The sequence below is a fragment of the Sphingobacterium multivorum genome (genome assembly GCF_900457465.1).
GTDB classification, from domain to species: Bacteria; Bacteroidota; Bacteroidia; order Sphingobacteriales; family Sphingobacteriaceae; genus Sphingobacterium; species Sphingobacterium multivorum.
The window spans coordinates 717,428-730,924 of sequence record NZ_UAUU01000011.1; the positions used below are offsets into that span (position 1 = coordinate 717,428).

Sequence of the window (13,497 nt, forward strand, 5' to 3'; positions counted from 1 at the left end):
ATGCCTGTAAAGAACCTGATACGTTGGTAGCAAATCCCTTTGATTATAGGTTATGAAAACGATAATAATTGTAAGTTTGTTCTAGAAATTACAGTCTAACCTACTAAAAAGAAGACAGGATGCGGTTACAACACTTACTTTATTTGTCTCTTGGAGTTTTGAGTATCAGCAGTTGCGGAGTTACCAAAAACGCCCGACACCAAGAGATTCCCTTTGATGAAGGTATCAAAAAAATTAACCATGTGGTTGTTATTTATATGGAAAACCATAGTTTTGACAATCTTTATGGCGAATTCAAGGGAGCCAATGGCATAGATAATGTCAGAAAGGGTGATTTTTTACAGGTAGACGAGAATGGTGAAGCCTACCAATACCTCCCCGAAATTCCACGTAACAATTCCTTTCCAACCAATCTACCCAATCAATTTTTTAATATAGACCAATATGTACCTTCGGATAAGGCGACGCCCGATGTTACACATCGGTTTTATCATAATCAATTGCAGATCAATGGTGGAAAGATGGATAAATTTGCACTCTATAATGATTCCAAAGGTTTAGCGATGGGCTATTACAATACAGAGAAGCTACCTTTGTATCCGTTTGCCAAAGCCTATACATTATGTGATAATTTCTTTCAGAGTGTATTCGGCGGATCCTATTTAAATCATATTTATATGATTTCTGCGGCTATTCCTGTTTGGCCTGATGCACCAAGCTCATTGGTTGCTAAACTCGATGCAAATGGAAAGATGATTAAAGATGGTGTAGTTACGCCAGATGGTTATGCAATCAATCATGTGCTTTCTCGCAACAAACCTTATCCCGCGAAATCTGATACTTCCAAATTATTACCTTCTCAGACTATGCCGACCATTGGCGATCGCTTGACAGCGAAAAATGTAAGTTGGGCTTGGTATTCAGAAGGCTGGGATGACGCTGTGGCCGAACGTAAAAATAATTTTGCCTACAATCATGAGCCTTTTTTATATTTTGCTAATTATGAGGATGGTAAGGAAGGACGACAACACATGAAGGATCAAAACGATTTTATCAAGGCCGCAAAAGAAGGAACGCTTCCTAGTGTATCTTTTGTTAAACCAGGTGGGGGCAATGATGAGCATCCTGGAAGTTCGGCAGTCTATTCATCAGAACAACTTGCTGTTAATTTGATCAATGCTGTATTGGAGGGACCGAATGCAAAAGATGCGTTGGTGATTTTGACCTACGATGAATTTGGTGGCTTTTTTTGACCATGTTAACCCACCCGTCGTTGACCGCTGGGGACCTGGTAGCCGAATCCCGGCAATTGTCATTGGACCATTTGCTAAGCGTGGTGTAGTGGATCATACGCCGTATGAGACAGTGAGCATCCTTTCATTTATAGAAAAACGCTGGGGAATAGAGCCTCTTGCTGAAAGGGATAAAAAAGCAAATCCCTTTAGAAATGCGCTCGTTTTCAAATAGTCGGTTTTTATATCGAGAGATAGGAAATTGAACTATGTGTAAAAAGGTTGTCGTTTTTATCTTATTGGTTGCAATAGTATTTACCCTCGGATTTACTACAGGGCAGCCTGTTTATACAAAACAAAAAGAAGGCAATGCCCGAGAGCATCTGATTCAGAAAGAAGTACTGGGTCAGATGCTTTCTTTTAAGACATATATCAAGGATACGCTGCAGGCCGAAGTACAGAAAGGTACGGTGGATACGCTACGTCTCAGAAGAGCCTTTTTGACGACAAGGCTACTTTTTAAAAAGTTTGAATGGGCTTCGGAGTATTTTACTGCAGATCTATCCAGAAGGTTAAATGGACCTCCGGTGGAGGAAGTTGAAAATGCGGATTTGTTGGATCCCTCTTTGGCTAGAGGGGTGGAGCCTATTGGATTGCAGGTGATTGAAGAGCTTATCTATCCCACTTACGATAATAGCAATAGGCAAAAGCTAATTCGTGAAATCGAACATTTGATAACCAATACGGATTATTTGATTTCCTATTTTGAAGATCATCAATTGGAGGATTGGCGCATTTTGGATGCTTCGAAACTTGAAGTATTTCGGATTATATCTTTGGGGATTACCGGATTTGATAATGCACTTTCTCGAAATAGTATGATCGAGTCTTCTATGGCGTTAGGCAGCCTACAACAAATTCTTTTGCAATATGAAGGTAGAAAAGAAACGCTAAGATTGATGCTTAAAGGGGCGATCAAATATTTGCAAACAACACGCGGAATTTGAATCGTTTGATAGAGCGCAATTCATTACCCAATTTGCCAACAACATCAGTACAGAGATAGCACAGTTGGAACGTAATCTGCCTGGCCCTAAAATCAGATACAATCGAATGCTTCGGCAAGACGTCAATACGATGTTTGATCTGAAATGCATTTAATGTAGATGCCTTTAGCCCGGGACCAAAATTTCACTTCAGCAATGAAAAGGCCGTACTGGGAGAAAAATTATTTTATGATGTTGCTTTGTCAGGAACACATACGAGAAGTTGCGCTTCATGCCATCATCCTGACCTTGCATTTACAGATGGGTTGAACTTGCAAGTGGACATTCATGGTTCGGGACGTTTGCTCAAACGTAATACGCCTACTTTGCTCAATGCGGCCTTACAGTCCAACTACTTCTATGATATGCGTTCGTTGACGCTGGGAAGATCAGATACACGATGTCATTGGTAATAAGCAGGAAATGGACGGCTCGGTAACTGATATCGTTCAATATGTTTCTTCGGATAAAATCTATCGGTCATTATTTAATAAAGCATTCAATACAGTGGATGGCCCAATCTCAGCAGAGCAGGTAAGCAATGCACTTGCTTCTTACATTCGTGGCCTGACCAAAAATCAATAGCCGATTTGATGATTATATGCGTGGGGATAAGAACGCATTGTCCAAATCGGAAGTGAATGGGTTTAATTTATTTATGGGCAAGGGAAAATGTGCGACCTGTCATTTCCTGCCTTTATTCAACGGTGTTACACCGCCCAAATTTATTCAGAGCGAAGTCGAAGTCCTAGGAGTTCCAAAATCCATGAAAGATTCTGTGCTGGATTCGGATTTAGGCTACTATGATATCATTGGTGTTGATTCTTATAAATATGCTTTTAAAATACCTTCTGTCCGGAATGTAAAGAAAACTGCTCCCTATATGCACAATGGGATCTATCGGACGTTGGATGAGGTCATGGAATTTTATAATAATGGGGGTGGGGCAGGATTGGGGATCAAATTATCCAATCAGACATTGTCAGATGAAAATTTGCATCTGAGTGAAAAGGAAATGAAAGATATTATTGCGTTTATGGAAAGTCTCGAAAGCCAATAAAATGACTACGATTCAATATACGCATTCAAGATGGAAAAGCTATTATTTTTACCCTATCTTGGTTTGCCGGGATTAATCAACAGTCAAGTTAGTTAGCCTTACTGACTATAGGAATAAACTATAATACATGGAGTAACCAGTTGTTCCGTCGAGCCATTGCACAAGTTCTTTATGACTATAATGAAAACCGGCTTTTTGGATAGCGGCTTTCGAAATCATATTTATTTCACGATGGCTTATCGTCAGTTTTCTTAATTGATTCTCGGTGGCCCACGCCATTCTTATTTTATACAAAAGACTCGATAGACCTAATTTTCTGTACAGCGGCTGTATGAAGGACTGACCAAAGTAGGCCTCTTCTTTATTTAACAGCAGCATGCTGGTTATCCCAATCATTTTTTCATTTTCGAAAAGACCAAAAACAATGCGTGGGTATCTTATGCATTCTGCCCAATCCAAGTCAGATAGTTCTATTTCAGGAGGAGTGCTCCGTCTAAAAAGTGTAGGTTCGGTTTGAATTGACTCGATACGCATCGCTTTGTAAAGTGGAGATTCGTTCTCTGCAAGCTGACGGATATGGAATGAACCTGATTGAAATGCTAAAACGCGCTCTGACATAACGTAATTAATGCTGTCTTAATGATTATTTCTAATACTATAACGCGAAAGTATGTATTATTATTTATACTTCAAATGTGGTATAGCATTCCTTCTCAATTGCTGATTCCCGATGATTATGGCGCGACAACTACGACTATATATGCCTGCAATTGAGCAAGCCGCAATTGTATTAAAGCAACACATGATCCTATTCGTTTCAATGTGGCCTTATGCGCAATTAGGACATCAAAATATAAGTTTCACGAGTAGCATTTCCGTATTGGTGCTAAAATATGTAAAAGTGCTGAATTATAAGATTAGAACTACAGTAGTTCGGCTATTCTATTTTCTAAGTCTTCTAAATCAAAGGGCTTGGCGAGATAGCTGTCTGCTCCAGCTTGCTGGGCTAGTGTTTCGATATCGGTATTAGCGGATAGATAGATGACAGGGATATTGCAATATAGGGGATGATTTTTGAGCAACCGTGTGGCTTCTACACCGCCTATTTTGGGTATCCAGTTGTCCATCAAAATTAAATCAGGATGTACCTCTTCTACTTTTTCGATAATATCATGAGACGTTTCAGAGACCGCCATATTATAGCCATTTGTTTCGAGGATTATAGTACATATTTCAAGGACATGTTTATCATCGTCCAACATAAGTATTGTTTTGTTTGACATGTTGCAGCTTTAAAAAAGGTGGAGCTAAATTAAATAAAAAGCTATTGCGAGAATAAGGTTAAAATACCGATTCTAATAAGTATAAACCCGTATTTTCGATATATAAAGATGAAAAAGGGAGTTAATTTGCTGGGTTAGTCTAATTTTGAACTTTCAAAAATAGTATTATCTTTATTTTTTAATTAATATCCAATGTTGTCCTGAATTCTAATGAAAAAATACATTTTTATTCCCAATTGGCATTTCATATTGCCGCTATTATTTATCATGGCAGGAAATTGCCTGTTCGCTTTTGAGAAATCGAAACAAGCGTATTTTCAATTGAAAGTATATCATTATGAGAACGATGAGCAGGAGAAAGTCATTGATCAGTATCTTGAATCGGCGTATTTGCCGGCATTGCATCAATTGGGATTTAAAGAGGTCGGGGTATTTAAGCCCTTAGAAAATGCTACTGATCAAGATAGATTGGTTTATGTGTTCATCAGTGCTGCAGACTTCAGTTTGCTGGTTAATTTGGATCAGCGGCTTGCCAAAGATCAGAAATACCTGGAGGCTGGAAAGGCTTATATCGAGGCAGGTTATAGTAATCCTCCTTTCAAAAGGTTGGAGACAATATGGATGAAAGCATTTGAAGGAATGCCCAAATCGGCGCTTCCTAAATTATCTGCTGAAAAAAATAAACGCATTTATGAACTACGCAGTTATGAGGCCGCAACCGAGCAGCTTTCTGCAAATAAGATAGCGATGTTTAACAATGGAGAGATCGATATTTTCAAAAAACTGAATTTTAATGCTGTTTTTTATGGACAGGTGATTGCTGGTAGCACAATGCCCAACCTGATGTATCTGACGGCATTTGAGAACATGGAAGATCGGAATATACATTGGAAAGATTTTGGACCTTTATACAAACCAATGCAGGATTTACCGCAATATCAGAATAACGTTTCCAAAAGTATAAAAGTACTGTTATATCCCACTGCATATTCTGATATTTAGTGGTTGAACTTGTTTATCTTCTCCTAACAAACAAATTGAATTTTTTGCACCAGTCAAAAAAGCTGGCTAACGCCTGTTTGTCCAATTTTTCAAAACTGTAAATCTTATGGGGATAGGGAAGGGCATTCGTATAAATGCCGGTATTTGCTAATATTAGCATCGGATTGCTGTTATTAATTTTGTCAAAATATTTGCCTAGGATGGTGTAGTGTGTTTTAAATAAGGATTCAACAGTTTCGTTATTAGGGACTAATGAAATGGTGTAATCGTAGTCATCATGTTGCATTTTTTCACAGTCGCATATCCTGTTTTTTCCTAAAGCAACTTCATTTCCACTGTCCCAAAGAAAATTTGCGACTTCAAAAAATAAATCGTTTTTGATATGCCCGACGGGCTCCGCGATAAAATATCTCATTCCTTTTCTCTTTTATTTGTGGTGTTCTTCTTGATATTTAATGGACTACAATCTCCTTTCTGTCGGATTTAGATAATCATTAAAGACGCTGTTCGAGTTGTCGCTAACGACGGGCTGAACCAAGCTTTCTAACACAAAGAAATACCAATTCGCTCTAGTTTAAAAGAGATAAAAAGTGGTAAATATTGGACTATTCAAGGTTCCTATTTCGAAAGGTAAGAGCTGTCATACTGGTTACTTTTGAAAATAGACGTGAAAAATATGGATAGTCGTCATAACCTAGCTCTACTGCAATTTCTTTTACAGATTTATTTGAATGGTAGAGCAAACGTTTTGCTTCTAATACAACGCGTTGCTGAATATGATAAGTAACGGGTTTTCCGGTTGTTTTTTTGAGACATTCATTGAGATAGGCCGTTGATATTTTCATTTTCTCTGCATATACTCTAGGCTGTTTAATGTCAATAAAATCTTTATCTAACAGTGAACTGAACTGTTTGCTGATCAGTTCGAATCTAGACTGTGCATCACTTTTAGCTGATTGGATTAAATACTGCGAGATAATAAGTGCCGCGATGGTATTGCAGCTATCTTTCATTAGTGCAGTATATAGTTTTTCATGTCTTCTTTCGTTGATTTTTAAACAGGTGTCTACAGTCTGGGATAAGACCGCCATTGTATCCTGATCGATTTCGATGGGAGCAATCGTCGTAATATCCTTTAGCGCGTTTACGTAGTCTGAGTTTAGGTTTTCTACACTGATCATTAAGACACTAAAAGCGCTGTAATCCATAGCTAAACCCCGATGTACTTGGTAAGGCTGGATGATCATTACGGCGGAGGAGCCTAATTGATAGCGCTGAAAATCTACTTCAAATATTCCATTTCCCTCTTCAAGAATAAAAAACAAGTAGAAATCATCACGATGTGCCTGACTTATCTTAGCTAACTCTAAATTTCTGACAGCATTCCTTTTTATAGCCATTCCCGAATTAAACTCATTAGGAAATGAATTTAATGGGATGGTATTATTTTTTTTGAGGCTGACGGATTCACGCTCAAATTTAAACATTTGTCAAGATACTAATGATGTTTTTTCTATATCCGGGGTCTTTTTCTCGAAGTTCGAGAATATTGTGTTTTAAATCGATGTTGACATACCATTCCGCGTAATGATGTTTTTCATTTCCGTCGTCAAAGAAAACTTTAGCTTTAATATATTCTTCATCAAAATATTCCGGGTGCCCACTGACGATAAAGGCGGTCGATCCAATATTATCGTGCATTTTAAAGGATGTACCATCAATTTTAAAGAGGCTATTTAAGGCTTTGGTAAAATTGTCACTTAATTTGCCAATCGAATAGAAATTGATCCCTTCGCGATAAAACCTTTGTTTATCGACTTCGGTATCGACAATGCCCAATTTCATGTCGGGACGAAAGGCGATTGCCAAACCAACTATCTCTCTACCCCAAAGCCCCTTAGCTTGGACAATATGATGTTCGTCGTCATCTTTCCAGTATTTTGTGACGGTCAGCTGTAAATCTACAAAATCATCGTCTTCACTAACGTCAATCTGTCTCAAATTACTTTGTCCTTTCAAGAAATTCAAAAAGCGCATAATTATCCTGTTAATTTGGTGTTAAGCTCCATGGCGTAGTTATGATACCAGAAGATATACGATAAGTATCATTTGCGCTGGAAGCCTTTGGCTATTGAATTAAATATACTATTTTTTTTAATAAAAAAATAGACTGGAATTAGCTTAATCGCTTAAAAAATGATTTATTTACAAAGGAAGTTTCTTCGCTGTTTTTTCTGATGCGATCTCTTTGGAGATACGTTCATTGATATTGATTTTTGCATGAATAAAAGTGAAGATTACTGTGCCATATTCCCTGGCGTAGCTATTTGTAATGGAGTCGGCCAATATTGATTTGCCGAAGAAAGGACTTGTTATTGCTAGTTCTCTTTCTCGTTCCCAGCGATCTTTAATTCGAATAACATTGCGGTATGGTTTATTCAAATCAAACCAATTGATGTAGTCAGCATTGAATGAAACAGCCTTAATTCCGCGTTTGGAATAGTAGTTTATGGCGCCGGCCTGCCCATAGTTGTCGCAAAGTACAAGGGTATTTTCCGATCTAGGTATTTGGTCATAGAGGCTATCGACTTTGCGTGCAAGTTCTTGCCATCCCAACATATCCGCAAAATCTTGCGGGAGCGGATGCTCTTTACCGTCCTCCCAGGTCAACATACCATACTTTCTGTATTTATCGGGATGGTTCACAAAATATGCCGGATTTCTATTGGGAAATGCAATATTATAGACCGGAAGAAATAGGATCGCAGTTAAAGCGATCAAAATAGGTTTTAAAATCTGACCGGTTTTATTTTCCAAAAGTGATGAAATATAAACTGCGCCAAAAGCAAAATATATAGGGTAAAGACCTATTGCATAATAATCTTTCGCTCTTAGAAATAAGAAGATTCCAAGGGTGATAAAGAATGAGTAGAAGAACAGACGATATGTTTTAAATGCAGGATGTTTCAGCAGTGCATATAATCCAAAAATGAGGACGGGAAAGGTCCCGAAAAAAAACAAAAATTGAGAACGTATGAAGCTCCATTGGTTAACATGGACAAGTTGCGTATCTTGAAGTTCTTTGAAATGAACAAATACAGGAAAGTTATTTTTGTATTGCCATATTATATTGGGAAGGATAATTAGTATGGCGATGAGTATTCCGTAATATAGCTTTTTTTCTGTAAATATTTTTCGCTCCGGAACCAATGCGACTGCGGGGATCAAACCCAAGATCAGAAATACGATGTTATATTTATTTAGAAATCCAAGCGCAAAAACAATAGCCATATAAAATAACCACTTGGATTGTCTGTTGTTTAAATATTTTATTATACAGTAATATATGGAGGTCCAACATAAGACATCAAATGAATTAGGTTGATATAAACCATTCAAACGGAATAGTACAGAAAACATAATACAACAGCTTCCAAAGAACTGTGCAAATAGATTTCCTTTCAGCGATTCTATTGTTTTCCAAACGATAAGAATCGTTAAGGCTCCGAAAAGTGCCGGGAAAAACTTGATCCAAAAGACAGAATTGCCCAGTATTTTGATGAGATAGGAAATCCACGATGTTAATGGTGGTACGGAAAGGTAGCCCCAAGCTAAATGGTTTGCTTGATCTATATGTAAGAATTCATCGCGCTGCAATTCGTAGGTTGGGCTAATCAACTGGTATTGCATAATGAATTTAAAAATGATTAGGCTTATTAGGATAATTCGGTTTTTGAGTGCCATCTGAATCTATGTTTATGGATGTCCTCCACCAATTTACGATTAAAATAGATTCTAAACTTTGTTTTTTAATAGAATCGATTGTTTCAGCTAATTTGGGCAGACAGCTAGCCCACTGTTTTGTCTAAATAAAGGAAATCATCACAAAATTTTTTTGAAAACGTAAGACTAAGAATCCCCAAGAAAGCAAACGATAGATCGGCATAAAATGTTATTTTCGTGTAAACCAACAAAACATGAGTATAGCATTAATACTGAGTAGGGCCAGGGCCGAGGAGTGGAAGGTAGAAATCAATAAATATTTACCTGAAATAAAGGTGGAGATCTTCCCTGAGATTGAAAATTATGATGCGGTCGAATTTGCGCTTTGTTGGAAACCTGAAGCAGATTATTACACTCATTTTCCAAACTTAAAAGTTATCCAGTCTGGGGGCGCCGGAATAGATCACCTTTTTCCCAAAAGTATTTCATCCCATCTCCGCATTTGTAGGATTATCGATCCCATGTTGAAAAGCGATATGTTTGAACATGTTTTGACTTGCTTGATGCATTCGATGAAGAAGTTTTCGGCTTATATAAACGAAAAAGAAAAGAAACATTGGCAGCCCTTGCTATACAAATCAATTGGTGAAACCAGGGTTACTATCTTAGGATTAGGCGAAATTGGTGGTTATGTGGCTGAAAGGTTGGTCCAATTGGGATTCAACGTAAATGGGTGGGCTAATTCACCTAAAAATCTTAAGGGAGTGAATTCGTTTACTGGAATGAAAAGACTTCGTTCTGCCCTTGAAGACACGGATTTTATGGTTAATATCCTACCATTGACCGATGCAACAAAGGGAATTCTAAGTTGTGATTTGTTCAATTTGTGCCCAAAAGAAACTGTACTCGTGAACGTTGGTCGAGGGGAACATCTCGTGGAAAGTGATTTGTTGGATGCAATTGATGGAAAGAAAATTGCCGAAGCATATCTGGATGTATTTCATCAAGAACCATTACCGCAAGATCATCCCTTTTGGGATTGCCCATCCATTGTGATAACCCCGCATGTTGCGAGTAGGACAAATATTGGCTCTTCCGTCTTACAAGTGGTGGATAACTATCGAAGAATGGTTGACGGGCGACCTTTGCTCAATGAGGTTTCTTTACAAAAAGGTTATTAGCAATTTAAGATGTACGTGGGTTTGCGGCATAATGCATTGATTGGTATTTTATCGGATAAGTTTGCAAAGTTGGTTTGCTGTAAACTTATAGGCAAGTGGATTTTATTTTTTAGATTTATATAGTCAATTATCCTTGCTTTATAAACAATTTATGAAGGTACAAGTATCTACAAACTTTAGGAAACACGCGCGTAAAACAATTTTATCTATTGTTGTGTTTGCGATTACTTACGTTATTCTACTGCTCTTGGCAATAGGTATTACTGTTGGTTTTACCATACTTGGAATAATGATTTTCACCGCCAAGCCCATGTTTTACACTGCAATTTTATGTTTGGGCTTACTCGCTACAGGTCTGACTATACTGTTCTTTTTGTTAAAATTTGTTTTTGCGTCAACAAAAGTTGATACGGGACATCTTACGCAGATATATGAGCGCGACGAACCACAATTATTCGCACTTATTCATGAGGTCGTAAAAGAAGTTGATACCAGCTTTCCAAAGAAAGTTTTTCTATCGCATGAGGTCAATGCATCTGTATTCTATGACTCTAGTTTTTGGAGTATGTTTTTACCCATTAAGAAAAATCTTCAGATTGGTGTGGGGCTGGTGAATGCAGTTACTCAACAGGAATTAAAGGCTATTCTTGCACACGAGTTTGGACACTTCTCACAAAAGAGCATGAAAGTGGGTAGCTATGTTTACCATGTTAATCAGATTATCTACAATATGCTGTATAAGAATGAATCGCTGGATAATATGTTTGATAAATGGGGCAACATCAGTGGGTACACTGCGATTTTTATTGGCATATCAGTGTTTATTATCCAACAGATTCAGCATATTTTGAAGCATCTTTACGAATATGTAAATCTCAATTATTTGGCATTATCGAGAGAGATGGAATTTCATGCGGATGAGATTGCGGCACATGTTGCCGGTTCCCAGGCTTTGGCTGATTCGCTGCTGCGCTTGAGTTTTGCAAATCATGCACTAAATAATGTGCTTACCTTCTATGATAGCAAATTTTCTGAAAATATCCGCAGTCGCAATATTTATCCCGAGCATCGCTATGTCATGCTCCTGTTTGCGGAACGCAATAGATATCAAGTGCGAAATGGTTTTCCCCAGATCGAATTAGCGACTTTAAAAAAAATATGATAAATCGAAATTAAATCTTGAAGATCAATGGTCGTCTCATCCGTCGGATGAAGATCGGGTAAAGGCATTACAGCAGCTTAATATTGTCAAGAAAGAAATCAACAACGCACCTGCTATTGAATTGCTAGCTAATCGTGCTGCGGTAACAAACCAGATTTCGGACAAGTTGTTTGCGCAGGTACAGTATCAACATCCTCCTTCGCTGTTAGAAATAGCATCTTTCAGTGCGGATTTTGAAAATCGGATGAACAAGTATGCTGTTGATCAAAGATTCAATGATTTCTATGACTACAATCATCCTGTGCGAAAAGGTGAAACGCCAATTTTTCAGGAACAGCCAAAGCCGACTTTTGATGAATTATTTGCCGATAGTAGAGTTGAAGCATTATATGAACTTAATAGCCTGAAAAATGATAAGTATGTCGTTGAAGCAATCGGCAAAGGCGAATTAAAGTTAAAGTCGTTTGACTACGATGGTATAAAATATCGTGCTGCGGATGCCTTCGAATTACTGGGGAAAATTGAAGATAATATTGTAGCTACGGAGCATAAAATTACCCTCTATAACCAACAGATCCACTCTTATTTTGCACGCTTAGCGGATAACCAGGGGATGTGTGAAGAGTTTGAACGGAGATATTATGATTTTGCTTTTTTCGATAAAAATTATGAAGAGGCACAAAAACTTTATGCTGACATGACGGAGAACACCCGGTTTATATTTCAGACTTTGCCTTTCGCAGATATTGAGGCTAGGTTGCGAGACGTCAAACCTATGGAAGGGGAGTTAAAAAAGAAACTGGCAACACTTATGGCACTTCCTGGAAGCAAAGACGAATTGGATGATACGTTGCTTACGTCATTGGACACATATATCAATAGGGAATTAATCTATTTTAATGTAGATCGTTACAATGAGGATAATCTTCAAATTCTTTTTAATGCCATCTCGGTCTATAAAAAGTTATTGGATGATCAGCATTTCGCGAAGAAAAAGCACTATTTAGATTTTATGCTTACCCTTGAGGAGGGTAAGGGGCAGAAAAAAGGACTGTCGTAATTGCCCTTCTATATTGACGGTTTGTCCCGCTGTACGTCGAATAAAATGGTTTAATTTTGAGAGACAGTAACCAATTTTAAATTGGATTTGTTTTATTAAAAACTAAAGTTTTTGTTATGCGGAAATTAATAATGAAAATGTCTATTTCCATCGATGGATTTGTTGCGGGCATCCACGGTGAACTTGATTGGATGTTTAAAAGTGGCGACGATCATTCTAGCGCATGGGTTTTAAATATTTGTGAATCTGCCGGCATTCATCTAATGGGTCGAAAGACCTTTGAAGTAATGGCTTCCTATTGGCCTGCTTCGACAAATCCTTTTGCGGCAGCAATGAATGAAATCCCTAAAGCTGTCTTTACAAAAGAGGGCTATCATCCCAAAACAAAAGATTTCGCAGACAATACAAAGCTTCCTGCGAATTCCTCTTGGATGAATGCCCGGGTTTTTGATGCAGGTCTCATTGAAGGAATTAAAGCACTAAAAGCAGAATCTGGGAAGCCAATATTGGCGCATGGCGGAGCTGAATTTATGCGAAGTTTAATTGAAACCGGATTAATTGACGAGTATCATTTGATCACACATCCAATTGCATTGGGTACTGGGCTGCCCATCTTTGACGGTCTTTCCAAACCCTGTGAACTAAAGCTTATGCACGCGCAGGTTTTTCCAGGTGGTGTTGTCGCACATACCTATTGTCCGGCGTAGAATGAACATACGACATCTAGATGTCGTATGTTCATTCCAGC

Annotated in this window: 17 protein-coding genes; 11 read left to right on the top strand and 6 right to left on the bottom strand. The window is 38.0% G+C overall.

From position 1 onward, the window contains the following. Window positions 1-119 precede the first annotated feature (119 nt). The 6 genes from DTA23_RS20235 to DTA23_RS27955 all read left to right on the top strand — a co-directional run bounded on the left by DTA23_RS20235 (window position 120) and on the right by DTA23_RS27955 (window position 3,338). Window positions 120-1,253 carry an alkaline phosphatase family protein gene (locus DTA23_RS20235; protein ID WP_256604460.1) on the top strand — a complete coding sequence of 378 codons (1,134 nt, stop codon included), beginning with the start codon at window positions 120-122 and terminating at the stop codon, window positions 1,251-1,253. Then, on the top strand, window positions 1,231-1,467 hold the full coding sequence (locus DTA23_RS29555) for an alkaline phosphatase family protein (protein WP_256604462.1): 237 nt from the start codon (window positions 1,231-1,233) through the stop codon (window positions 1,465-1,467). Before DTA23_RS20235 ends, DTA23_RS29555 begins: the two co-directional genes overlap by 23 nt. 34 nt (window positions 1,468-1,501) lie before the next feature. Further along, on the top strand, window positions 1,502-2,239 hold the full coding sequence (locus tag DTA23_RS27940; RefSeq protein WP_218565426.1) for a hypothetical protein: 738 nt from the start codon (window positions 1,502-1,504) through the stop codon (window positions 2,237-2,239). Window positions 2,240-2,448: 209 nt separating this feature from the next. Further along, on the top strand, window positions 2,449-2,691 hold the full coding sequence (locus DTA23_RS27945; protein WP_218565481.1) for a cytochrome-c peroxidase: 243 nt from the start codon (window positions 2,449-2,451) through the stop codon (window positions 2,689-2,691). A 10-nt stretch (window positions 2,692-2,701) separates the two neighbouring features. Then, complete coding sequence (locus DTA23_RS27950; RefSeq protein WP_218565482.1) at window positions 2,702-2,863, top strand: cytochrome c peroxidase; 162 nt, start codon at window positions 2,702-2,704, stop codon at window positions 2,861-2,863. A 16-nt stretch (window positions 2,864-2,879) separates the two neighbouring features. Further along, window positions 2,880-3,338: a cytochrome-c peroxidase gene (locus tag DTA23_RS27955; RefSeq protein ID WP_218565427.1), complete on the top strand. Its 459-nt coding sequence runs from the start codon at window positions 2,880-2,882 to the stop codon at window positions 3,336-3,338. 105 nt (window positions 3,339-3,443) lie between these two features. Here DTA23_RS27955 and DTA23_RS20245 read toward each other — a convergent pair whose 3' ends face one another. Both DTA23_RS20245 and DTA23_RS20250 read right to left on the bottom strand, forming a co-directional pair. Beyond that, window positions 3,444-3,956, bottom strand: a complete 513-nt coding sequence (locus tag DTA23_RS20245) for a GNAT family N-acetyltransferase (protein ID WP_112375844.1) — start codon at window positions 3,954-3,956, stop codon at window positions 3,444-3,446. 305 nt (window positions 3,957-4,261) lie between these two features. Beyond that, window positions 4,262-4,621, bottom strand: a complete 360-nt coding sequence (locus tag DTA23_RS20250; RefSeq protein ID WP_046675074.1) for a response regulator — start codon at window positions 4,619-4,621, stop codon at window positions 4,262-4,264. 210 nt (window positions 4,622-4,831) lie between these two features. Here DTA23_RS20250 and DTA23_RS20255 point away from each other — a divergent pair, with 210 nt between their 5' ends. After that, window positions 4,832-5,623, top strand: a complete 792-nt coding sequence (locus tag DTA23_RS20255; protein ID WP_239468817.1) for an NIPSNAP family protein — start codon at window positions 4,832-4,834, stop codon at window positions 5,621-5,623. A 13-nt stretch (window positions 5,624-5,636) separates the two neighbouring features. Here DTA23_RS20255 and DTA23_RS20260 read toward each other — a convergent pair whose 3' ends face one another. From DTA23_RS20260 to DTA23_RS20275, 4 genes are all read right to left on the bottom strand, one after another. Then, window positions 5,637-6,038, bottom strand: a complete 402-nt coding sequence (locus DTA23_RS20260; protein WP_112375845.1) for a hypothetical protein — start codon at window positions 6,036-6,038, stop codon at window positions 5,637-5,639. A gap of 190 nt (window positions 6,039-6,228) precedes the next feature. Next, window positions 6,229-7,110 (bottom strand): helix-turn-helix domain-containing protein, encoded by an 882-nt coding sequence (locus tag DTA23_RS20265; RefSeq protein WP_112375846.1) that lies wholly within the window; start codon window positions 7,108-7,110, stop codon window positions 6,229-6,231. Further along, window positions 7,103-7,660, bottom strand: a complete 558-nt coding sequence (locus DTA23_RS20270; protein ID WP_046675076.1) for a hypothetical protein — start codon at window positions 7,658-7,660, stop codon at window positions 7,103-7,105. The genes DTA23_RS20265 and DTA23_RS20270 overlap by 8 nt, the downstream gene beginning before the upstream one ends. Window positions 7,661-7,828: 168 nt before the next feature. Then, a complete protein-coding gene (locus DTA23_RS20275; RefSeq protein WP_070566930.1) occupies window positions 7,829-9,367 on the bottom strand; it encodes an ArnT family glycosyltransferase in 1,539 nt (512 codons plus the stop codon). Between the two features lie 233 nt (window positions 9,368-9,600). On the opposite strand from DTA23_RS20275, the gene DTA23_RS20280 reads away from it, so the two are divergent. The 4 genes from DTA23_RS20280 to DTA23_RS20295 all read left to right on the top strand — a co-directional run bounded on the left by DTA23_RS20280 (window position 9,601) and on the right by DTA23_RS20295 (window position 13,456). After that, a complete protein-coding gene (locus tag DTA23_RS20280; RefSeq protein ID WP_112375847.1) occupies window positions 9,601-10,527 on the top strand; it encodes a 2-hydroxyacid dehydrogenase in 927 nt (308 codons plus the stop codon). A gap of 151 nt (window positions 10,528-10,678) precedes the next feature. After that, the gene (locus DTA23_RS20285) at window positions 10,679-11,689 is read left to right on the top strand and encodes a M48 family metallopeptidase (RefSeq protein ID WP_112375848.1); all 1,011 of its coding nucleotides are present in this window, start codon (window positions 10,679-10,681) and stop codon (window positions 11,687-11,689) included. A 121-nt stretch (window positions 11,690-11,810) separates the two neighbouring features. Then, window positions 11,811-12,749, top strand: a complete 939-nt coding sequence (locus DTA23_RS20290) for a hypothetical protein (RefSeq protein WP_112375849.1) — start codon at window positions 11,811-11,813, stop codon at window positions 12,747-12,749. A gap of 116 nt (window positions 12,750-12,865) precedes the next feature. Further along, a complete protein-coding gene (locus DTA23_RS20295) occupies window positions 12,866-13,456 on the top strand; it encodes a dihydrofolate reductase family protein (protein ID WP_046675080.1) in 591 nt (196 codons plus the stop codon). Window positions 13,457-13,497 lie beyond the last annotated feature (41 nt).

Excerpts from the sequence above, each read along its gene's own strand:
- DTA23_RS20235 (WP_256604460.1), top strand. The coding sequence starts at position 120 with ATGCGGTTACAACACTTACTTTATTTGTCTCTTGGAGTTTTGAGTATC.
- DTA23_RS29555 (WP_256604462.1), top strand. The coding sequence starts at position 1,231 with ATGAATTTGGTGGCTTTTTTTGACCATGTTAACCCACCCGTCGTTGAC.
- DTA23_RS27940 (WP_218565426.1), top strand. The coding sequence starts at position 1,502 with ATGTGTAAAAAGGTTGTCGTTTTTATCTTATTGGTTGCAATAGTATTT.
- DTA23_RS27950 (WP_218565482.1), top strand. The coding sequence starts at position 2,702 with ATGGACGGCTCGGTAACTGATATCGTTCAATATGTTTCTTCGGATAAA.
- DTA23_RS27955 (WP_218565427.1), top strand. The coding sequence starts at position 2,880 with ATGCGTGGGGATAAGAACGCATTGTCCAAATCGGAAGTGAATGGGTTT.
- DTA23_RS20245 (WP_112375844.1), bottom strand. The coding sequence starts at position 3,956 with ATGTCAGAGCGCGTTTTAGCATTTCAATCAGGTTCATTCCATATCCGT.
- DTA23_RS20250 (WP_046675074.1), bottom strand. The coding sequence starts at position 4,621 with ATGTCAAACAAAACAATACTTATGTTGGACGATGATAAACATGTCCTT.
- DTA23_RS20255 (WP_239468817.1), top strand. The coding sequence starts at position 4,832 with ATGAAAAAATACATTTTTATTCCCAATTGGCATTTCATATTGCCGCTA.
- DTA23_RS20260 (WP_112375845.1), bottom strand. The coding sequence starts at position 6,038 with ATGAGATATTTTATCGCGGAGCCCGTCGGGCATATCAAAAACGATTTA.
- DTA23_RS20265 (WP_112375846.1), bottom strand. The coding sequence starts at position 7,110 with ATGTTTAAATTTGAGCGTGAATCCGTCAGCCTCAAAAAAAATAATACC.
- DTA23_RS20270 (WP_046675076.1), bottom strand. The coding sequence starts at position 7,660 with ATGCGCTTTTTGAATTTCTTGAAAGGACAAAGTAATTTGAGACAGATT.
- DTA23_RS20275 (WP_070566930.1), bottom strand. The coding sequence starts at position 9,367 with ATGGCACTCAAAAACCGAATTATCCTAATAAGCCTAATCATTTTTAAA.
- DTA23_RS20280 (WP_112375847.1), top strand. The coding sequence starts at position 9,601 with ATGAGTATAGCATTAATACTGAGTAGGGCCAGGGCCGAGGAGTGGAAG.
- DTA23_RS20285 (WP_112375848.1), top strand. The coding sequence starts at position 10,679 with ATGAAGGTACAAGTATCTACAAACTTTAGGAAACACGCGCGTAAAACA.
- DTA23_RS20295 (WP_046675080.1), top strand. The coding sequence starts at position 12,866 with ATGCGGAAATTAATAATGAAAATGTCTATTTCCATCGATGGATTTGTT.